Annotated in this window: 14 protein-coding genes and 1 tRNA gene; 7 read left to right on the plus strand and 8 right to left on the minus strand. The window is 46.6% G+C overall.

From position 1 onward, the window contains the following. The first annotated feature begins 1 nt into the window (after position 1). From L3C95_RS28970 to L3C95_RS28980, 3 genes are all read left to right on the plus strand, one after another. Positions 2-7,750 (plus strand): Ig-like domain-containing protein, encoded by a 7,749-nt coding sequence (locus tag L3C95_RS28970; protein WP_236393707.1) that lies wholly within the window; start codon positions 2-4, stop codon positions 7,748-7,750. Between the two features lie 20 nt (positions 7,751-7,770). Continuing rightward, positions 7,771-8,694 carry a PorP/SprF family type IX secretion system membrane protein gene (locus L3C95_RS28975; RefSeq protein ID WP_236393708.1) on the plus strand — a complete coding sequence of 308 codons (924 nt, stop codon included), beginning with the start codon at positions 7,771-7,773 and terminating at the stop codon, positions 8,692-8,694. A gap of 253 nt (positions 8,695-8,947) precedes the next feature. Next, positions 8,948-9,931, plus strand: coding sequence for a fatty acid desaturase (locus L3C95_RS28980; RefSeq protein ID WP_236393709.1), 984 nt, complete (start codon positions 8,948-8,950; stop codon positions 9,929-9,931). A 252-nt stretch (positions 9,932-10,183) separates the two neighbouring features. Here L3C95_RS28980 and L3C95_RS28985 read toward each other — a convergent pair whose 3' ends face one another. Then, entirely contained in the window at positions 10,184-12,133 is a 1,950-nt protein-coding gene (locus tag L3C95_RS28985) for a heparinase II/III family protein (RefSeq protein WP_236393710.1), read from the minus strand. 136 nt (positions 12,134-12,269) lie between these two features. On the opposite strand from L3C95_RS28985, the gene L3C95_RS28990 reads away from it, so the two are divergent. Further along, positions 12,270-12,806 (plus strand): hypothetical protein, encoded by a 537-nt coding sequence (locus tag L3C95_RS28990; RefSeq protein ID WP_236393711.1) that lies wholly within the window; start codon positions 12,270-12,272, stop codon positions 12,804-12,806. 42 nt (positions 12,807-12,848) lie between these two features. On the opposite strand, the gene L3C95_RS28995 is transcribed toward L3C95_RS28990, so the two are convergent. Further along, positions 12,849-13,979, minus strand: a complete 1,131-nt coding sequence (locus L3C95_RS28995; RefSeq protein ID WP_236393712.1) for a glycosyltransferase — start codon at positions 13,977-13,979, stop codon at positions 12,849-12,851. Positions 13,980-14,331: 352 nt separating this feature from the next. Beyond that, positions 14,332-14,859, minus strand: coding sequence for a class I SAM-dependent methyltransferase (locus tag L3C95_RS29000; RefSeq protein WP_236393713.1), 528 nt, complete (start codon positions 14,857-14,859; stop codon positions 14,332-14,334). A gap of 228 nt (positions 14,860-15,087) precedes the next feature. Here L3C95_RS29000 and L3C95_RS29005 point away from each other — a divergent pair, with 228 nt between their 5' ends. Further along, on the plus strand, positions 15,088-17,469 hold the full coding sequence (locus L3C95_RS29005) for an ABC transporter permease (protein ID WP_236393714.1): 2,382 nt from the start codon (positions 15,088-15,090) through the stop codon (positions 17,467-17,469). A gap of 48 nt (positions 17,470-17,517) precedes the next feature. On the opposite strand, the gene L3C95_RS29010 is transcribed toward L3C95_RS29005, so the two are convergent. Next, the gene (locus L3C95_RS29010) at positions 17,518-17,820 is read right to left on the minus strand and encodes a DUF1330 domain-containing protein (protein ID WP_236393715.1); all 303 of its coding nucleotides are present in this window, start codon (positions 17,818-17,820) and stop codon (positions 17,518-17,520) included. Positions 17,821-17,911: 91 nt separating this feature from the next. Between L3C95_RS29010 and L3C95_RS29015 the strand changes: the two genes are divergently transcribed. Continuing rightward, positions 17,912-18,766: an NAD(P)-dependent oxidoreductase gene (locus L3C95_RS29015; RefSeq protein ID WP_236393716.1), complete on the plus strand. Its 855-nt coding sequence runs from the start codon at positions 17,912-17,914 to the stop codon at positions 18,764-18,766. A gap of 128 nt (positions 18,767-18,894) precedes the next feature. On the opposite strand, the gene L3C95_RS29020 is transcribed toward L3C95_RS29015, so the two are convergent. The 4 genes from L3C95_RS29020 to L3C95_RS29035 all read right to left on the minus strand — a co-directional run bounded on the left by L3C95_RS29020 (position 18,895) and on the right by L3C95_RS29035 (position 21,077). Further along, complete coding sequence (locus L3C95_RS29020; protein WP_236393717.1) at positions 18,895-19,455, minus strand: hypothetical protein; 561 nt, start codon at positions 19,453-19,455, stop codon at positions 18,895-18,897. A 131-nt stretch (positions 19,456-19,586) separates the two neighbouring features. After that, positions 19,587-20,192: a hypothetical protein gene (locus tag L3C95_RS29025; RefSeq protein ID WP_236393718.1), complete on the minus strand. Its 606-nt coding sequence runs from the start codon at positions 20,190-20,192 to the stop codon at positions 19,587-19,589. A 102-nt stretch (positions 20,193-20,294) separates the two neighbouring features. Beyond that, entirely contained in the window at positions 20,295-20,909 is a 615-nt protein-coding gene (locus L3C95_RS29030) for a hypothetical protein (RefSeq protein ID WP_236393719.1), read from the minus strand. Between the two features lie 94 nt (positions 20,910-21,003). Continuing rightward, positions 21,004-21,077: transfer RNA gene (locus L3C95_RS29035), tRNA-His, on the minus strand. A gap of 94 nt (positions 21,078-21,171) precedes the next feature. Between L3C95_RS29035 and L3C95_RS29040 the strand changes: the two genes are divergently transcribed. After that, positions 21,172-21,732: a DUF445 domain-containing protein gene (locus L3C95_RS29040; RefSeq protein ID WP_236393720.1), complete on the plus strand. Its 561-nt coding sequence runs from the start codon at positions 21,172-21,174 to the stop codon at positions 21,730-21,732. Positions 21,733-21,752 lie beyond the last annotated feature (20 nt).

Genomic DNA, 21,752 nt, shown 5'->3' on the forward strand with positions numbered 1-21,752 from the left:
TATGAATGATACTTTTACCCGAGGTATCAGCAGAATACTGCTGATACTTTTCTTCATGGTTGCCGGCTTTGAGGGCTTTGCGCAGTACACGAAGAGCAGCCTGGAAACAGGAGGCTACTACAGTGCTATGGCCAAAGACAATTCTGGCAACCTTTACGTGGTGCGCTACAACAGCTCGACCACGAATTACGAGGTGGCCAAATACACAAATGGCACAGGCACACCACAGGTGATCTACTCTAATCTTATTGACGCGAGTGCTAACGAAATTTATTCATGGGGACTCGCGGTCAACGACTTAGGAGATGTATTTGTTACCAATCCCGATCAGGGTACAGCCTGGAGCATCATTAAACTAGCAGCTCCGACTTATACAGCTTCTGTAATTCACACAGGTAATTATTATTCCGCGCTGGCTGTTGATAATAGCAATAACCTGCTGGCAATGGAATACAATGCCGGCTCCCAGACATACCAGCTCATGCGTTATCCTTTCGGAGCCGAGCAGTTAGCTGGTAGCCCTGTCTGGGATGGCTTTACTTACCCTAATGACGGAGCGGGTAACTTAATTACTCCGGCTACCTATCCGACCAATATTGTCGTTGACTCACATGACAATATTTACCTAACAGACTTTCATGAGAACAGCGGCGGGCGCATTGTCAAATTGACTGCACCAGGATTTGGCGCCAGTCAATTGGCTAGCGGCAGAGGATTCTCATCGCTTGCAATAGACGCTACTGATAACTTTTATACATCTGAAGCAAATCCAGGCGATGCCAATAAATACGAGATAGTAAAATATACTGACCTGACACAAACAGGTCAAGTATTGTATTCAGATCTTCACCAGACCACGGGAACTTTCTTTCCCTGGGGATTAGCTATCATGCCTAATGGCAACATATTTGCCAACGACGGTGAAAATGGTGGAGAAGTCGTTAAACTCTCCCCTCCCAACATCAACGTTTCAGGCGTAGTACGTGCATCAGCTAATCCTACTAACGCAACATCTGTTACTTACACCGTCACCTTCAGTGGTTCCGCTGCCGGCGTGACAACCAACGCATTCACCCTCGTTCCAACCGGGGTCTCAGGCGCATCCATCACAGGTGTAACAGGCAGCGGTACTACTTATACCGTGACTGTTAACACCGGCACAGGCTCCGGCACCATCGGATTGAACGTCAACGGAACAGGCATATCACCTACGGTTGCCAACGCTCCGTACACCGGACAGGTATATATTATCGACAGGGTTGCACCTACTGGTTCAATCCTCATCAATGGTGGCGCCAGTGTGACCAACAATCCAAATGTAACACTGACCCTTACAGGCAGTGATGCAAACCCTCCATTGCAGATGGCCTTCTCTATCGATGGGGGCGCTTATACTACGTATGAAGCATTTGCAACAACCAAAGCACTGACATTACCGTCAACAGAAGGTACGAGAACAGTAGATGTGCGTCTGAGAGACGCTGCAGGTAACATTGCTGGTTACAGCGATGATATCACATTAGACCTGACGGCGCCTAACACCACATTGACAGGTACTCCGCCTTCAAGCACCAACTCCACAACCGCCACCTTTACGTTCACGTCCAACGACGCCAGCGCTACTTTTGAAGCAAGCCTGGATGGTGGCGCATATACGGCAGTCGTTTCTCCACGTACCTTTACAGGTCTGGCGGAAGGTGCACATACCTTCTCTGTAAGGGCGGTTGATCCTGCAGGCAACGTTGATGCTACACCAGCAATTTATAACTGGACAATTGATGCCACCGGTCCGCAGATCACCAGCGTAGGTGTTCCGGCAAATGGATACTACAGGGCAGGTCAGAACCTTGACTTCAAAGTGAGATACAATGAACCGGCAATCGTAGATCAGACTGCAGGTACACCGTATATCAATCTCATTATCGGTCTTGATGCAGTACAGGTTCCTTATATTGGCGGTACGGGTACAAGCGAATTGACATTCCGTTACACCGTACAGCAGGGCGAAATGGATATGGACGGTATCTCCGTACAACCACTGGTACAGAACAACAGCGGCTCTATCAAAGATGCGCTGGGTAACGATGCATCTACCTCATTGCAGAATGTTGCTAATACCACCCTTGTACGCGTAAATACCTCTATACCGTCAGTTACGCTGTCTACAGTTACGCCGATGCCTACCAATGGAGCGTTTACAGTTACAGCTACCTTCAGCGAAGCAGTAAGCGGCCTCACTGTAAGTGATTTCAATGTATTGAATACCACAGTCAGCAACCTGCAGACTTCAGATAATATCACTTACACCGTATTAATGACGCCATCCTCAGACGGAACACGGAATATCAGTCTACCGTCAGGTGCAGCTGTTAATATTGGAGGAAACCCTAACACACCTTCCAATACGCTCACTTATACTTATGATGCTACTGCGCCAACGGTTACATCCGTAGCAGTACCAGCTAATAAGTATTACAGAGCAGGTGAAACACTCAACTTTACTGTCAATTTCAGTGAGAATATCATACTGAATACTGCAGGCGGTACACCTTCCCTCCGTCTTACCATCGGTGCTATTCCTGTAGAGGCCACTTACACGGGCACCTCAGGCAGCAATGCGCTGACATTCAGCTATACCGTAGTGAACGGAGATATGGACATGGATGGTATCACTGTAAATGCGCTGACATTAAACGGTGCAACGCTCAGAGATGCGGCTACCAACAACGCCAACCTGACGCTGAACAACGTGGCGCCAACTACGGGCGTGTTTGTAAATACAGCACATCCTTCCGTAACCATCTCTTCTGCGGCACCAGCTATCGTGAATGCGCCATATACGGCGACTATCACTTTCAGTGAGGCAGCATTCAACTTTGTGGCCAGCGATATCACAACATCCAACGCAAGCCTTAGCAACCTGTCCACTTCAGACAATATCACTTACACCGTGCTGGTTACACCAACCACCGACGGAACCGTGACTCTGAATATAGCAGCAGATGTGGCTGAGAACATTGCAGCAAATGGCAACAGCGCTTCCAATACACTGTCCCGCATCTATGATGTGGCTCCTCCTTCTGTAACAGCTGTAGACGTACCTGTCAACGGTTATTATAAAGCAGCTACCATCATGGACTTCACTGTTCATTTCAGTGAAAACATTACACTGAACACAAGTGGTGGTACCCCCACCCTGAGCCTGATCATCGGTTCATCAACCGTAAATGCTACCTATAACGGTACTTCCGGCACAGATGGGCTGAACTTCAGCTATACTGTAGTGAACGGCGACATGGACATGAATGGTATTCAGGTAAGTGCGCTCCTGTTAAATGGCAGCACCATTAGGGACGTTGCAAATAACAATGCAATACTGACATTGAATAATGTGGCTAATACCGCAGGCGTATTTGTCAATACCCAGCATCCGTCAGTAACATTATCTACGACGGCACCTGCGCTGGTAAATGTTCCATACACAGTGACTGTCACCTTCAGCGAAGAAGTAACCGGCCTTACTGCAGGCGATTTCAATGTAACGAATGCAACAGTAGGTACCCCGGCCACTACAAATGATATCACTTATACTGTACTGGTTACTCCTACTGCAGATGGTCCTGTAAGCATCAGCCTGCCAGCAGGTGCCGCAGTAAATATCGGCGACAATGACAATACCGCTTCCAACACCATCAACAATACCTATGATGGTACCGTTCCAACGGTTACTGCTGTAGCAGTTCCTGCAAATGGATATTATAAAGCAGGTACAACGCTCGACTTCATTGTTCGTTTCAGCGAGAACATCACGCTGAATACAAGCGGTGGTAATCCAGGTCTGGCGCTCACCATCGGTACGGCAACTGTTAATGCTGCCTATACTGGTCTTAACGGTACAGATGGGCTGAATTTCAGTTACACTGTACAAAGCGGAGATATGGACATGGACGGTATCGTTATAAACAACCTGGTGCTGAATGGTGCTACTATCAAAGATGATGCAACCAACAACGCTAACCTGACCTTGAATAATGTCGGTAATACTACCCTTGTAAGGGTAAATACATCGATCCCGACAGTAACATTGTCAACTACTGCGGCTGATCCGACAAATGCGCCATTCACTGTTACAGTTACCTTCAGCGAAGCAGTGACCGGCCTGGATTTAGCTGATTTCAATGTGTCAAATGCGACACTCAGCAGCCTGAACACTGCAGACAATATCACCTATACGCTGCTGTTCTTCCCAGCCTCCAACGGACTGACAAGTATCAGCTTACCAGCAGATGCAACGTTGAACATCGGCGACAATGGCAACACGGCTTCCAATACGCTGACCCGCGTCTATGATGCTACCGCGCCAACGGTTACATCTGTAGCAGTACCTGCCAACAGGTATTATGTATCGGGTGAAACACTCAGCTTCACTGTTAATTTCAGCGAAGACATCATCCTGAATACCACAGGCGGTACACCTACCCTGGGCCTTACTATAGGTACTACTGCGGTGCAGGCTGCTTACGCCGGTACTGCTGGTACTGACGCACTGGTATTTACCTATACCGTAGCAAACGGCGATCTGGACACAGACGGTATCACAGTAAATACACTGACATTAAACGGTGCAACTATCAGGGATGCAGCTACCAACAACGCTAACCTCACGCTTAACAACATAGCGCCTACTTCAGGTGTACTCGTAGATGGTACCACTCCGGTAGTTACAGCTGTGACAGTTCCGGTAAATGACTACTACAACGCAGGTGCACCACTTAACTTCACCGTTCGTTTCAATGAACCTGTGATCATCAATACTACCGGTGGTACGCCAACCCTGGCACTCAACATCGGCGGTACAGTGGTTAATGCTGCATACACGGGTACAAACGGTACAGATGGACTGAACTTCAGTTATGTTGTGCTGGACGGCCAGATGGATATGGACGGTATTCAGGTGGTTTCCCTCAACGCCGCAGGAAGCACTATCAGAGACGCCGCTACCAACGACGCAGACTTAACGCTGAATAATGTTGGCAACACCTCCGGTGTATTTGTGAACACTGCCCATCCGTCAGTAACTATCAGCACCACAGCTACTGCAAGCGTAAACACACCATTCACCGTAGATATCGCCTTCAGCGAAAACGTGACCGGCTTTACCAGCGCTGACGTTGCGGTTACAAATGGAAACGCAAGCCCTGTAACGGTGATCGACAATGCGCATTACAGCATCATTGTTGTGCCGACAACAGAAGGTGTAGTGACCGTAAACATTCCGGCAAATGTGGCTGAGAACATTGGACACAATGGCAACATTGCATCCAATACGTTAAGTATCACTTACGATATCACTAAACCAACTGTTACTTCCGTAACAGTACCAGCGGATAAATATTACAACGCAGGTCAGGTACTGAACTTCACCGTTAACTTCGATGAAGACGTCAACCTGAACATGCCGCCAGCTGCTGATCCTTACCTCACACTGACTATCGGTGCCGCGACTGTAAATGCTACTTACGCCGGTGCTTCCTCAGCAAGAGAACTGAACTTCAGCTATACTGTAGTGAATGGAGATCAGGATATGGACGGTATCACTGTTGGCACACTTGTTTTAAACGGCAGCTCAATACAAGACGCTGCTGATAACGACGCAGATCTGACATTGAACAACATCGGTAACACCACTCAGGTAAGAGTAAACACTACTAACCCGAGCGTGACACTGTCTTCTACTGCCAATGCGCTGGTCAACGCACCGTTCACCGTAACAGCGACCTTCAGTGAAGCAGTGACAGTATTGACCGCAAGTGATTTCTTAGTCACCAACGGTGCGCTTTCCGGCCTGTCATCTCCAGACAACATCACTTACACCATCACCGTAACACCAACTGCCGATGGCCCGGTAACCATACAGGTGCCAGCTAATGCAGTTGTAAACATTGGAGGTAATGCTAACACTCCTTCCAATACGCTCAACTTCACTTACGATGGCACTAAGCCAAATGTAACGGCTGTAGTCGTACCTGTAAGTGCTTACTATAAAGCAGGTGATGTACTGAACTTCACTTTATCCTTCAGTGAAAACATCAGCCTCAACACCGCAGGCGGTGCTCCTTATCTTAATGTTGTCCTTGGCTCAGGTACTGTGAGAGCTGATTACACTGTCGCTACCGCGAACAGCCTGTCATTCAGCTACACAGTACAACCAGGGGATATGGATCTGGACGGCATCGCACTCGGTACGCTCAACTTAAATGGCAGCACCATTAAAGATGACGCAACGAATGACGCGATCCTTACCCTGAATAATGTGGGTAGCACTACCAACGTATTTGTTCACACAGGATCTCCATCAGTACAATTGTCTACTACTGCTGCAGCCCGCGTGAACGCTCCGTTTACAGTAACTGCTGTCTTCAATGAAGCAGTAACTGGTCTGGCAGCAGGCGACTTCACCGTGACCAACGGTACCGCCAGCGCTCTGCAAACAACAGACAATATCACTTACACATTAACGGTAACACCAGCTGCAGAAGGTGCTGTTACCATCCAGCTGCCAGCCGCTCAGGCACAGAACGTTGTGTCTAACGGCAACACAGCATCCAACACACTGACGCTTACTTACGACGCAACTGCACCAGCTATTGATGGCGGTCTGTCATTCAACATCCTGGAAAGAAGCGCAGTAGGTACACAGGTTGGTCAGGTAACCGCCACCGATGCATCAGGCATATTCCAGAACTGGACCATCGCATCTGATGATTCCAACGGCGCCTTCTCAATAGATGCCAATGGTAACATCCAGGTGGCCGATCAGGCTAAACTGAACAGCAAGGTGAACACCACCGTTACCCTGACTGTCACTGTCAGCGACGGATTGAACACCAGCGTTGCCGCACCGGTAACTATACAGGTGCTAATGGTGAACCAGTCTCCAACCCTCGACGCGATAGACAACGTAACGATCTGTCCCGATGGTCAGGAACACACCATCCAGCTGTCAGGCGCTTCTGCGGTTGAGCCAGGTCAGACTTATGGCTTCACCATCATCACCGACAAAGCGGCCAACTTCGACAAGCTGAGCGTAAGCGCAGCAGGTCTCATCACTTACCAGCTGAAGAGCAGCGCAACCGGTACATCGGCAGTAACAGTTACCATCAGGGATAATGGTGGTATTGCAAACGGTGGTACTGATACATTACGCCGTTCCTTCAGTATTGAAGTGGCTACCCTGGGAGCAATCACTATCAGCAGCGATAAGGGCAACACCATCTCCAAAGGAGATATTGTACACCTCACCGCAACAGGTGGTACTACCTACCAGTGGGATAATGCCGATGGCATCATCAGTGGTCAGCAGAGCGCCGTACTGGAAGTAAGGCCAATGCAGAACACTACTTACCATGTTACCGCAAGCAACGACGCAGGCTGTACCAATACTGCTGACTTCACAGTTACAGTAGTGGCAGACTTCAAAGTAGATGCGGTAAATCTCCTGACGCCAAATGGCGATGGTAAGAATGATAAATGGGTGATCCGTAACCTGGATAGCTATCCTAATAATGAAGTGAAGATCTTCGACCGCGCAGGCCGTCTTGTATATACCCGCAGGAATTACAGCAATGACTGGGATGGTACTATGAATGGCAGCCCGCTGGCTGAAGGCACTTACTACTATATCTTAACGATCGAAGGTGGTGCGAAAACAGCGAAAGGTTATATCACAATTGTTAGAGACAGAAATTAATCCGGTAACAACTATTTATTATGAGCAAAAAACTAAATATACGTTCGTTCATTGTCAGCAGCCTTTTATTGGCTGCTGGCATTAACAACCAGGTCGTTGGCCAGTCGCTCAGTAATGCAAAGGCTTTACTGGAGCCATCTGCTACCCAGTACTTCCAGAACCAGTACCTGGCTAACCCTGCTATGGCAGGGATCGAGAAAGGGCTACACCTGAATGCAGCATACCGCAATCAGTGGAATGGCATCGAAGGAGCTCCGGTCACCAAGTTCTTCTCTGCCGACTATGCCGTAGGTAACAGGGTGGGCGCAGGCTTACACGTCTTTAACGACGTGGCAGGCCTCATCAACAGAACACGTGTTGGCCTCACCTATGCTTATCACCTGCCGCTGACCAATCCTGACCAGCAACTGCACTTCGGTCTGTCGCTGGCATGGAACGTACAACGCATTGATTATAAGAACCTGAATGGCGACCCGAACGATCCTTCCGTAAGTGGATTCAACCGCCGCGACAATTACTTCGAAGCAGAGTACGGTATGGCCTACACAGATACAAAGCTGACCATCCAGGCATCCCTGCCCAACGTAAGAAGTCTCTTTACCGGCGACGATAAGGAAGTAGACGGCGGTGGTATCTTCTTTACAGCAGCCTCCTACAGGTTTGCGGTGAATGAAGCGATCACTTCTATAGAGCCGAAGGTCTGCTACCGTGGCGTACGTGGTTTTGACAATATTCTCGATGCAGGCGTTAACGTCTCCTTCCTGAATGATGTGGCCAACGTCATGGCGATGTATCACACCACAAAGAGCGTAACAGCGGGTGTTGGCGTGAATATCCTGAAAACGGTAGGCATACAGGCGATGTATACCACCCAGACAGGAGGCATCAAGACCTACGTTGACGGTACCTTTGAAATAGGCGCTACCGTCCACCTGTTCAGATAGTAAGATTGAATAAAAAGTGAGAGCCTGTCCCGGTCATACCAGGGCAGGCTCTTTTTTTATGATCATTATCAGCCAGCCAGATTTATAAAAAAATCTTAATTTTAACCGGTGAATTTGAAAATCTATACCTTTTCTGAAATAATTTCGCCAATTTGTACAGATTATCAGGTAATTAGTATGCGAACACTGTAAGGGGGAAACCTCCGGGGATTGTGCTATGATACCTTCAAACAAAAGATTTACACTGTAGAATATGAGTAACAAACCGACTGACTTCACGTGGAGTAATGAGCCGAACCCACATCATGTTAGAGTAAGGCAGATCCTGAAACAACATCCTGATGTAAAGGAACTTATAGGGAAAAACCCCTATACGATTTATATGATCATCGGCCTGGTAGCAGCACAGGTTGGGCTTTCTTATTGGCTACGTGACGCCTCCTGGTGGTTGATCTTCCTGGTAGCCTATGCCGTAGGCGCCTTTATCAGCCATGCATTGTGGGTGATGATCCACGAGACCGCCCATGGACTCATATTTAAAGGAAAAGCACCGAACCTGTTTGCCGGCATGATCGCAAACTGGCCGCATATATTTCCCAGCTCCGTTTCTTTTCAGCGCTATCACCTGAAGCACCATGCCCATCAGGGAGAGCATGACCTGGATGCTGACCTGCCTGATTTCTGGGAGGCAGCCCTGGTGAGCAACAATCCGATCAAAAAGATGTTGTGGTTCCTTTTCTTCCCCGTATTCCAGATCTGTCGTACCGCCAGGTTAAACATTTCCCTGCTGGACCGCTGGATCGTGGTGAACTGGATCGTACAGATCGCTTTCGACGTGGCAATTGTGGTCTTCCTCGGACCTAAAGCCCTGCTTTACATGCTGATCAGTTTCTTCTTTTCCGTAGGCCTCCACCCGTTGGGCGCCCGCTGGATACAGGAACACTACCTGACGCTGGACCCAATCCAGGAAACGTACAGTTATTATGGCCCGCTGAACACCGTAGCCTTTAACGTAGGGTACCATAACGAACACCACGACTTTCCATCCATTCCATGGAATAAATTACCACAGATCAAAAGTAAAGCGCCTGCCTTCTACGACACATTGCTGTCGCACGCATCATGGACCAAGCTATTCTTTACCTTCATTTTTGATCCGAAATTGTCGCTTTACTCCCGTGTATTAAGAAAGGAAAAAGTGAAAATCAACAAGGAAACAGAAACCGCAGCGGCCTAAAAATCATTGCTTTATATAGAAAAGGACGGTCTTAATGGGCCGTCCTTTTTTTATGGGATATTATCCAGTAACCAAACAACATTGAATCAACCCGGGAAGGGTTGTGTGTTTGTAGCCCGGGGTTTTACCCCGGGAATCCGGTAACCACAACAAAACATCGATCAACCCCGCTAGGGGTTGTGTGTTTGTAGCCCGGGGTTTTAACCCCGGGAATCCGGTAACCACAACAAAACGTCGATCCGGAATAATCCCCTACAACTGCTGTATTATAAATTCATGCCTTCCGCTGCTAACCCCCTCTTTCCGTTGCAACAGCAGGCGGGTTATCTGCCGGTGGGACCAGTTATCTGCCAACCGCTTTTCATCCGGGGCACTACAATCTATCTGCTCCTTTTTAACATTCCAGATGTCCGCATCATATTCCAGTATCACCGGCCTTTCTCCGGGTATATTAAACCGGATAGTACCTCGCTGTATATCTACCGGGCAAACCGTCATAAACGTTTGTGTCAGCGTTGCAGCTGCATTCAGCACAAAATCGTCCGTAACCCTTACCCTGTTCTGCTGCCGGTCCATGGTCACATCCCGCTTCCATTGGTTTACGCCAGCCCCCGGCCCATAAGCTCCGGCAATATCCATATGCAGGGTAACATTATTGCCGTCTTTCACGTATTGCACCTCCCTGGCGCCGAATTTCCTGCCAGCACTTTGCTGCACCCCATTTATAGTGGGCAGATTATGATAAGCTGAACTGTTATACCAGAGCTGGTAACGTTCTTTTGAGAAGGTCTTAGCGGTATAGGTGCCCAGCCCTGCATCTATAATAACGGGTTGCCCGGAGGCAAATACAATGAAATCGCCCACATCATTGTGATTATGACTTTCGCCATTATGCCCGGCGTGGGAGGCAACGAACAATCCTTTATCCGTCCTTGCCGCCATCAGTTGAATACTTTCCAGCCAGACATCCGGGATAGCCGGCGCCTGGCCCTTGCTATTGCTGCAGTCAGTCCAGGCCTGCATATTGAACAACATCCTGGGTTTGGCAAAATCTCCGGAAATGGGTGTTCTTACCGGATATTGATGAAAAGCCCAGGCGCCAAAGCTGGTCAGCGTAGTATCCCGCAGGGCTCGTCCCATACGGTACAACAGTAAACCATCTGTACTGATCACGGGCGAAGCGTCAGCAACGTTGATATAATAACTGCCGGCGATATACATTTTATAGATATAAGCGGCCATGTTCGCTATGATAGGCGCATTATAGATCGTCAGTTTACCGCCGGTAGCGCTTTCCAGGATCGTCAGGCCATCAAACAGTCTGCCTGTTGCGCCCGACCAGTAAACAGGTCCTTCATCTATCGCACCATCATCTCCGATAAAATTGACGTAATGATCGAGCAGATGCAGTGCATGCTCCAGCTCACTGATCCGCCGTTCAGGATCTTTTTCCAGTAACAGCAGGCTGGTCATCCAGTTGCTGATCACCCACGGATTCCAGTTATTAATGGGATATTCTTTTGTGCCTTTCTTCAGGTAAAAATATCTATCGCTGTCTTTCTCCAGTGGCGCCAGCATTCTTCTGTTTACCTCGTAGTAGATGCGCTTACGCAACAATATCGAGTAAGCATCCAGTTGCTTACCCAGCAGATAATCGGTAAGGGCAAGCACAGTGGCAGTTTCACTCACAAACAGGTCCACCGAAGGATCTTCGACATCTGCCAGGTTGATGCCTGCTTTCTGCAGATAGAGGTGCCCTGGCGTTCCCCAGTAACTCTCTTCACATAAAGACCAGATGCCGTTTATGATAGCATTCATAAAGCGGCCTTTCTGTTCTATAGACTCAGCCACCGCCATTGTAAACAGCTGGTCCCTTTTTCTGAAAGAAACTTCTTCATAGTGTGAGCGGTCGCCACTTTGCTGATATTCCATCATCATGGTGGCGGGAATAGCCACAAAAGGGATCTTCTGGTATACTTCCGCCTGCCTCATAATGCTCTGACGGACGGAGTCGGGCAACACTTTCTGCCATTCCGCAATACTTACAGGAAAAGGATGCCATAGAGCTTTAGGTAGCAAGGCATCGGCGATCTCCTGCCGGGAAAATCTGCTTAACAGGTTACGGGGTGTCTGGGCTGCTGTTTGAACAGACATCATATTGAATGATATCAGCAGTAACAGGGATGAAATAATATTTGTCATTACTTGTGATTCTCTTACCAACAGGTCGTCCTTCCCTACCGACAGGAAACGCCTGTTGACCGATTCCGAAAAAAGTAGTGCCTTCAACGCTGGTAACTTCGTACCACATTCTCAAAAAACACTAAACCAATGAGTCATGAAAAAGATTTTTTTTGCAGCAGGCGTATTGCTCATGTCAGTTAACATAACATTTGCACATACTCAGGGCGAAGGTAAAAAAACTAAAGCGGAGAGAAAGGAAATACGCAGGGAAAACAATGCGGACGTGAGTATTTTTACAAAGAACCAGTTCTATCAGGATTTCCCAACAGCGACTAATATACGCTACGAGAAAACAAACTATTTCGAGGAAGTATCCTTTACGATGGATCAAAAAGATATGAGAGCTTACTATGATATCCATAGTAACCTCGTCGGCACAACGGAAACCAAGACATTGGCTGACCTGCCTGAAAATGCTCAACGTACCCTTCAGAAAAAATACGGCGACTACAAGGTAGAAAGGGCGTTCCTGTACGATGACAATGAAGCCAACGAAACGGATATGACTTTATTTGATATGGCATTTGACGATGCCGATAACTATTTCGTAGAATTAAGAAAGAACAGTGAAGTACTAATTGTTAAGGTTGACATGGCAGGGAATGTTTCATTCTTCAAGTCCATTAAGTGATGAATGAAAAAGGCGTCCGGTTTAGTGGACGCCTTTTTGTATTTACCCGGTTATTAGTACAAGTTGGCCATGTTCCTTATCAGAAAGACTTTCCATAAAAATATCGGAAACTTCACCGATAAAATAGACGGGCTCTTTCTTTGCAAATTCCTTCGAAGGATCATCAGGATATACCAGTTGTTCCTTAAACGGAAAGTTATTACCAATAATATCTTCCTTTGGCCGCTCTCCTCTCAGCAGCAAGGGGAGCCCATGCTCCAGCATTGCCATCGCGGAACCGCTTTTTCCAAACAGCGTATAGTCGGCACGTGAGATGCCGATATCAGCCCTGAGCAAATGATTGGAAATAGATTCTTCTGGCAGGAAACCGCAGTCTATTACATTCTCTTCACCGAAAGCACGCCGGGAAATATCAAGCGCCTTTTCTTTATAATGTCCGCCATTCCCCATGATCTCCAGGCATACGGTTTTACCGGTCTTCTCTCCTATGGCTGTCAGAAAATCCACCTGTCGTTTATAATCATCCAACGCTCCTGTAAAACAGCCAAAATGAACAGCAGTCAGGTTACCAGGATTCCGTGTCTCTTCCTGCGGCATACCAGCCACCGGTATGTTGCTGAACAGGGGTATCAGGTTCACCTCTTTCCATCCCAGGTTCTTTTTATAAATACCAATGGAGGTAGTGACAGATTCGGGATTGATAGCTGCCAGCATCTGTTTGATGATCACCTTTTGCATCAGTCCGAGCATCTTCAGTTTAAAGCTGCTATATCCATAAAGCCCTACCCAGAGCTCATGGAACATGAAGTGCCATTTGATATTGCTGCCTAAACTTTTCAGATGTTTGCCGAATGAAAAAGGTAATCCTCTTTTCTCAAAAGAGAAAGGTACATATTGCAGACTAACCCACTCAGGACCAAATTTCCTGATATAGTCACCTGCATGGGAAAAGCGCTCCTTTTCATCCATTGATGCCGGTAAACGGAGAACAGGCACCTCAGTACCATTGCTACTTTGAAGACCATCATATAGGGAAGCGCTCACTCTGTCATTTAGGGCTATAATTGCTACCTCGTGCGATTTCCGGATCAACTCACACGCCAGTCGTCTTGAATAATCGCCCACACCATCCTTACCCGGCTCCAGCGAACCACAGAGAAAAATTAGTTTCACGGTATATCGTTCTTACTGGTTAATAAAATGGGAAATCTTCCAAACGTTATTTCGAGTAATGCTCATCCTGCTTTTCGAAGTTATCGGGCATAAATTACTATAACATATTGGATAATAGAAAGTTGTCAGATGTTATCACGTCTGTTCAAGGGGCTTAAATAAGTAAGGGCATGAAAATTCGGAAGGCAATAAAAAGAGAAGTACCTCCTTACGGATTGAAACGAATTACTATTTATTTAAAAAAATATATTTCTTTTTTTCCACAGCGCTCTTCTGTCCGGACATATTAATCCGAATACACATATCACTGTCTTACTAAAATTAGTAACCTATAGATCTTTCTTGATAATGGTCATTTCCTGATTATCGCCGTATATAAGTTGGCATTACCATAAACGGAAGGTCTTTCTCCTATCATCTCAATATGGCTATAACCACGTGTTTTAAACAGCTTTTCCAGGGAACGATAACTCAGTGGATAAGGCACCCAGGTAGGCACGGGCCGGTCTGTATTGTATTCGACAATGAGTACTTTCCCCTCCGGCTTCAGATATCTTTTTAGCTTCTCTAAGAAGGCAGATTGATCTTTGACATAATGCAACGCGTTGGCCATTACAACGCCGTCCAGCTGTTCAAATGGCCATTCATTTTTCACAAAATCGAGTTCAAGGGTATTTACCTGAACGCCTGCCGGTACAGGTATACGCAAGTTTGCAGCTAATTGCTGATCTACCGCATGTATTACACTACCCGATTGTAAAAAGTGTGCGAGTGCAGTGGTAAAGGTCCCTGAACCACAACCCAGGTCGGCCCAGTTGGAAGGACCTGAAATTACAAGTTCTTCATGTCTGATAAATTCAATAGCATCTTCCGTTCTCATAGCGGTGCAAGGTAGGTAAATTTTCAACCGCTGCCCGGGCTGTCCATTTCCGGCCACTCTAACGTGCGCTGATGGACATCCGTCCACCCGGCCGACAATTGAAATGAGCCACAGCAGCGAACATTCCCGAATGGCAATCTTTTTGTACTTTATGCCCCCGACTTCTAAGATCACCGCTATAATGCTCGCTTTATGCTGAAAAATTATCTCAAAATTGCCTGGCGCAACATGTTAAGGAAAAAAGCCTATTCCGCGATTAACATAACCGGTCTCGCAATAGGCATTACCTGCTGTATACTGATTACCTTGTACGTACAGGATGAGCTGTCGTATGATCGCTATAACACCAATTTCGACAAAATATACCGGGTGCTGCATGCCTACCGTAATCCTAAAAATGTTGACAGGAACACCGCTCCTGCTCCGGAAGACTACCAGGTATGGGGCAATGCACCGGTAGCGCCTTCACTGGCAGCAGATTTTCCGGAGATAAAGAAAATGGTACGGTTCACCAGTCCTAATACCTTCCTGCTGGAACATGGTGAACAGCGTTTCCAGGAAGAAGGGCTCGTATTCACCGATTCAACCGTATTTGATATTTTCAGCTGGAAGCTGCTGGCTGGCAACCCCAAAGTGGCGCTTGTAGCGCCTAACAGCGTCGTATTAACGAAGAGCATTGCACAGAAATATTTCGGTAACGGGAATCCCCTGGGACAAACACTACGCGTGGATAATCAGGAGACATTTATTGTTACAGGTGTGATGGAGGATGTTCCTGCTAATTCGCATTTGAGTTTTAATGGCCTTATTTCCATGAGCACTTTCAGAAAGTGGCGACCCGAAATCTTCGATGAATGGGGGTATATTGATTTCTATACCTACTTCCTCATGCCGGAACATACGGATATTAAAACACTGGAAGCAAAGATCCCGGCATTTGCAGCACGTCATTATCCCGAAAGTGATCGCAGCATTTATACCATCGCATTTGAGCCATTGTCAGCAGCATACCTGCACTCTAAGGCCCAACGACAACCGGGGCCTACCGGAAGCCTGTCTAATGTTTATATCTTTTCGATCATTGCCATATTCGTACTACTTATCGCCTGTATCAATTTCGTGAACCTGTCTACAGCAAGGTCTATGGAAAGAGCCAGGGAAGTAGGTGTTAGGAAGGCGGTGGGCGCATATCAGCAAGGGCTGATATATCAGTTCCTGACAGAGTCTATCCTGATTTCACTTTCAGCTGTATTGCTGGCCATTATATTCACAATATTAGCATTACCCGTTGTCCGGGAAATATCCGGCAAACCGCTCAATTATTCCCTGCTGCTCTCCTGGAAGATCACACCTATACTCCTATTGATGCCTTTTTTACTGGGCTTGCTGGCAGGCAGTTATCCCGCCCTTGTACTCGCACGGTTCAGGCCTGTAGATGTGCTGAAAGGACAGTTCCGTTCTTCCAATAAAGGCATTGCATTGCGGAAAGCGCTGGTAATAGTACAATTCAGTTTATCCGTAGCGCTCATTGCCGGCACCATGATAGTCTATTCACAACTCAAACATCTCCGGTCGCATTCCCTTGGCTTCCGCCAGGACCAGATGCTGGTGATCGACTATGGTGGTGATCAGAAGGTGAACGAGTCTGTTGAGGCTATTAAAGCCATGCTGGCGAAAAATCCTGCGGTACAATCTATCACCGCATCCAGGGCTGTACCCGGCGATTTCTACCCCAATGGCACCACATTCATAGCATCCCCGAACGGGGAAATGAAAAACGAAACGCCTGCCATCTATGAAATAGACTTTGACTTCATCCCCGCTTACGAGATGAAAATGGCTGCTGGCAGAGCCTATTCACGCGATTTTCCTACAGATGCCGAAGAAGCGCTCATCATCAATGAAGCGGCTGCTAAACAATTCGGCTATTCAAACCCTGCGGATATAGTGGGTAAACGCTTCGAACAATGGCGACGCAAGGGTACGGTAATTGGCGTCATCAAGGATTTCAACTATCAGTCACTCCATAAGAAGGTGGAACCACTGGCAATAAGAATGGCGCCAAAGCAGTCACTGAACAAGTTATCACTCCGTATAAAAACAGACCATTTATCGCAGACCTTAAAAGAACTGGAGCAGACGTGGAGCATGCTTGCCCCAAATCGCCCGTTCCTGTATAGCTTCCTGGACCAGTCATTCAATAAACAATACAAACAAGACGCACGCTTTGGTGAATTATTCGCAGCCTTCGCGGGCCTGACGATCTTCATTGCCTGCCTCGGCCTCTTCGGACTGGCTACCTATGCTACCGAACAACGTGTAAAGGAAATCGGGGTACGAAAAGTACTGGGTGCATCAGTGACCAACATTGTGCACTTACTTTCTTCGGATTTTATCAAGCTGGTACTGGTAGCAATACTGATCGCTACGCCGGTAATATGGTGGGCGATGCAGGAATGGCTGCAGGGATATGCATACCGCATAAACATTCAGTGGTGGATGATAGCGATAGCGGGAATACTGGCAGTGGTAACGGCATTGCTGACAGTAAGCCTGCTGGCGGTAAAAGCAGCGCTTATGGATCCTGTGAAAGCATTAAGAACGGAATAACAAATTTCGCAGGCGGGCCCTATGGCCTGCCTGCAATTTAATTAAACATTATAACGCGTTCCCCCGTACTAACAACATCTTTCTTACCGACGCGTCTTTAAGATGCAGGAACTTTTCTCTTTCCTTATCAAGCTTGAATGCATCAAAATCTTCCTCACCGGGAAAACTGACCAGGTGTACTTCATAGGGCATTTCCAGCTCTCCTGCAATGAACTGTCCCGCAGAGGGACGAAGACGTAATAATAACTTCCCCTTATACTTCTCTATCAGCGGTATGGCAACATCTTCAAACTGGTGGAAGGTATGCTCCTGTCCTTCATGAATGTAGATCAACTGGGTAATGTATATCATAAGAATAGCGCTAAAACGGCAACATTTCACCGTTAATTTACACTTTTCGAAATAAGGGACTAGTAGTATTTTTATACAAATAACATAAACAATGGTAGCATTCTTAGGTATAGGACTATTAGGAGCCAACTTTGTAAAAGCACTCCTGAAAAAGGGAACACCCGTACAGGTATGGAACCGCACCCCTTCAAAAGCAGCAGCTTTGGAAGCTGACGGCGCTAAAGCATTTGCGGATGTTGCGGAAGCAGTAAAGGGAGCAGATATTATTCATCTTACTTTAAAAGACGATGCCGCCGTAAACGAAGTGTTGGCCCTGGCCCGCAGAGGGTTAAAGCCGGGCGCCACCATTATCGATCATACCACTACATCTTCCGCAGGCGCCATACAACGGACCCGTGAGTGGAAGGAACAGGGATTTATTTATTTACATGCGCCCGTTTTTATGGGCCCCGTGAATGCACTGGAAAGCACAGGCTATATGCTGGTATCCGGCGATCAGACTGTTATCAGCAAACTGAAGCCGGTTCTGTCAGAAATGACAGGCAAGGTGCTTAATTTCGGCATAGAAGAAGGCAAAGCCGCCAGTATGAAACTGATAGGTAATCTTTTCCTGGTCACCTTTACAGCCGGCATAGCAGATACACTTTCACTGGCGAAAGCACTACATGTACCCTTGGATGATCTGAACACGCTGTTTGACTCCTGGAATCCCGGTGCACTGTTAGCCGCCAGGTTGCAGCGGGTAGCCGGAGGAAAATATGATCAGCCATCCTGGGAATTAAATATGGCCAGAAAAGATACACAGCTGTTCATGGACGCTGCTGCCGAGGGAGGCACCACATTGGCCGTCATTCCTGCTATAGCGGCAGAAATGGACAAATGGATAGCAAAAGGGCATGGTGGTGACGACTGGACAGTGATAGGGAAAGATGCTGCTACGAGATGATATAAGTAGGGGCTGACCAAAAAGTAAAATGAAGGCTTCTTGCATTGCTTAAATAATAAGAAGTCTCCATCGGGTAGCCGAATAAAACAGGGCTGACCATTACTTTTTGGTCAGCCCTGCCAATGTGTTTATTTTTTAGCGGACGGAAAGTGGCGGATCTTTTCATCAAATACCACGATCTTTCCATTCACGATCTTGGCGTCATTGACTACAGCGAGGGAATCCGTTTTACCTTTGCTATCGGTCCAGGTCTGTTTGTACCAGACTGTTACCCATTCGTGTTTCTTATCATCGGATATAACAGATTCCCAGTCATCCATCTTCAGTCTCACATTGGGATAATCCTTCCAGGAATCTTCCAGCATACTGATAAGACTATCATGCGGTATCACTTTATGAAAATAATCAACCGCCAGATCTACGCTATCACCAAAATAAGAAGCACATTCAGCTGCGTTTTTTGTCTCCCATGCCTTCAGCATCTTTAATACAGTCAGGGTATGTTTCTTATCCCCAGGTTTCCAATTCTTATATGGCTTGTCAAGCGTGTACGGGTAGTTCATTTCATCTGATGAAGATTCCGTAGCTGCTTTCGTACTATCGGTACCCATTGTTTCAGTTTTTCTTTCAGGGTTGTTACAGGCAGTAACGAGCAGAATGAGACATGACAAAGAAAGGAACGGTTTCATTGCGGTGGAGTTTAGAGGATGACAGATTATTTTGGAGTAACTTGAATATTCTTGTTCACAATCACATGTATAATAACACTTTGGATAAAGTGAATCTACAGAAATTAGCTGAGAAAAGGAAAAAATATTACCTACCAGCCAGGTACTTTACTCTTAAAATGTTCTATTGCCACACTGATATCCCTCCGGGAACGGGACAAAAATGAATAGTAATATTCAACATCATGCCGTATAATTTTTCCGTTATCCAGTAACAACACAAGTTTGTATTTTTTATTTTCACCCAACCTGCGTACCATCATCGTGCCCACAATGTTCATCCATGGGAAATGCCTGTGTCCTATGGATATACCAGCTGCAGAAATTTCGAGCCGTCTGTGTTCCTTCCTTTGCATTGTTTTCCACCAGGAAATAACAAGGGCAAGTAGCATCAGTAATGCAGCTAACCTATTTAACCACAAAGGGCGCTCCTCACCTACCTGAAAAATAACGCCTATCAGGGCAATAGCCGGCACTCCTACAAGTAAGAACAGTTGTAGCCTGTAAAGGAAACTTTCACGGAACACACGGCTTGTCGCATTGTCAGGAAAATGAGTGCGGCCGGGGCGCACATAACTGGTGGTATCTTTAATCGTTGGTTTGCTACCAACAAAGCTATTCACGAAACCCCGACAGGATAGCTCATCGTCCAGAAATAACTTATAATAATGAGCCTTGATTTGTTCTCTGGTCAACATAGGTAATATCAGTATAAGGACACAAGAAAGCGATTCTTTCGAATCCTCTGCCAAAATTCTTTACGGTTAAAGATAATAAAGCGCTCGTATAGTCAAGCCAACTTACGGGTTCACCATCTTACCCTTAAAATGTTCAATGTAAAAGCATAACTCATCATGTTGAGGCGCCCAGATGGAAGACGCCGTTTTATAGTTCCTCAGACTTTCTCTAAAAATGCTGCCATTGTCTAAAAGTAATACCAGTTCCGCCGGTGCGTTTCTACCTGGCCTCTTAACAATGTAGGTATCCAGGATTTGTTGCCAGGTAAAACTATAACCATTCCAGCCTACTCCCGCAGATGATACTTCAATATAAATTTCAGGATCAGCTTTCATCACCCTTGCGATGAGGATACCAGTAGCCACCAAAAAGAAGACTACGCCTAAAATACGGATCCATACAGGCACATGCGGGCCATTAAAAAAAATAAACCATACAATAAATGCACATGCTATTATACCAACTATTGCAGGGCCCATCCTATGTTCCATACTTTCCGGGAAAAGCTTGGCGGTAACGGTATCGGGAATAATTGCGTTATTTTTCTTTACGAAGCGTCCTGTATGCCGGATGTCAGGTTCCGCATCAAAAGCTTTGGCAGTTTTACTTAACAATGCATATTCTTCTTCATAAAGAACGTCGTAAACCTGCACTTTTAGTTCTTCTCTGGTTGCCATAGGTATAACTTTCTAGAATGTCACTAAACCCATCCCCACGTGACATTTCAGGGCACAAAAAAAGGCAGCATTTCTGCTGCCTTCCTGCTTTTTGGGTGATCGAAGGGTTTCGAACCCTCGACCCTCAGAACCACAATCTGATGCTCTAACCAACTGAGCTACGACCACCGTTTGTTTGATTGGGATGCAAAGATAACGAAATGTATTTTTAACTTCCAAATATTTTCTCATTTCTTTGCATACTTTTTTCAATCATCATACTATGTCAATATATATCATTCCTTTTTTTGCAGCGCTTATAGGCTGGCTAACCAACAAAATTACCATCTTCTTCCTGCTCCGCTCCTTCTCCGGACGCCAGCAGCAACTGGCAGATCAAACAGGCGAATTTGTTGCTACGCAACTATTTTCGTTTGACGATGTTCGTCAGCAGCTCGCTGACCCGGAAAAAATTAAAAGTATGATCCCGGTAGTCGAAGCACATATGGATACTTTCCTCAGGGAAAAACTACCGGAAGCTATGCCCGTTTTTAAAATGTTCATTGGTGACAGCACCATCCAGCAGGTAAAAAAAGTACTGGTCGCAGAACTGGATAATATGTTCCCCGAAATCATCGATCAATACCTCCAGCGCACGCAGAAAGAACTGGACGTCCGGGCTATCGTAAGCAGGAAGATCAGCACCATTTCTGCCGGCCAGCTAAAGAATCTGATCACTGTTTCATTGCGCCGGGAACTGCGCCTGGCCGGAATCGCAGGTGCTGCAATCGGTTTTTTCCTCGGATTACTGCAGCTGTGGATTGCCCTACACCACAATAACTGACCATTCATCACAAATAGCAA

The organism is Chitinophaga filiformis (genome assembly GCF_021646545.1).
GTDB classification, from domain to species: Bacteria; Bacteroidota; Bacteroidia; order Chitinophagales; family Chitinophagaceae; genus Chitinophaga; species Chitinophaga filiformis_A.

What these genes read in the sequence shown, in the direction of transcription:
- L3C95_RS29005 (WP_236393714.1), top strand. Translation starts at nt 15,088, where the DNA reads ATGTTAAGGAAAAAAGCCTATTCCGCGATTAACATAACCGGTCTCGCA.
- L3C95_RS29030 (WP_236393719.1), bottom strand. Translation starts at nt 20,909, where the DNA reads ATGGCAACCAGAGAAGAACTAAAAGTGCAGGTTTACGACGTTCTTTAT.
- L3C95_RS28985 (WP_236393710.1), bottom strand. Translation starts at nt 12,133, where the DNA reads ATGACAAATATTATTTCATCCCTGTTACTGCTGATATCATTCAATATG.
- L3C95_RS28975 (WP_236393708.1), top strand. Translation starts at nt 7,771, where the DNA reads ATGAGCAAAAAACTAAATATACGTTCGTTCATTGTCAGCAGCCTTTTA.
- L3C95_RS28980 (WP_236393709.1), top strand. Translation starts at nt 8,948, where the DNA reads ATGAGTAACAAACCGACTGACTTCACGTGGAGTAATGAGCCGAACCCA.
- L3C95_RS29010 (WP_236393715.1), bottom strand. Translation starts at nt 17,820, where the DNA reads ATGATATACATTACCCAGTTGATCTACATTCATGAAGGACAGGAGCAT.
- L3C95_RS29040 (WP_236393720.1), top strand. Translation starts at nt 21,172, where the DNA reads ATGTCAATATATATCATTCCTTTTTTTGCAGCGCTTATAGGCTGGCTA.
- L3C95_RS29000 (WP_236393713.1), bottom strand. Translation starts at nt 14,859, where the DNA reads ATGAGAACGGAAGATGCTATTGAATTTATCAGACATGAAGAACTTGTA.
- L3C95_RS29015 (WP_236393716.1), top strand. Translation starts at nt 17,912, where the DNA reads ATGGTAGCATTCTTAGGTATAGGACTATTAGGAGCCAACTTTGTAAAA.
- L3C95_RS28990 (WP_236393711.1), top strand. Translation starts at nt 12,270, where the DNA reads ATGAAAAAGATTTTTTTTGCAGCAGGCGTATTGCTCATGTCAGTTAAC.
- L3C95_RS29025 (WP_236393718.1), bottom strand. Translation starts at nt 20,192, where the DNA reads ATGTTGACCAGAGAACAAATCAAGGCTCATTATTATAAGTTATTTCTG.
- L3C95_RS29020 (WP_236393717.1), bottom strand. Translation starts at nt 19,455, where the DNA reads ATGAAACCGTTCCTTTCTTTGTCATGTCTCATTCTGCTCGTTACTGCC.
- L3C95_RS28970 (WP_236393707.1), top strand. Translation starts at nt 2, where the DNA reads ATGAATGATACTTTTACCCGAGGTATCAGCAGAATACTGCTGATACTT.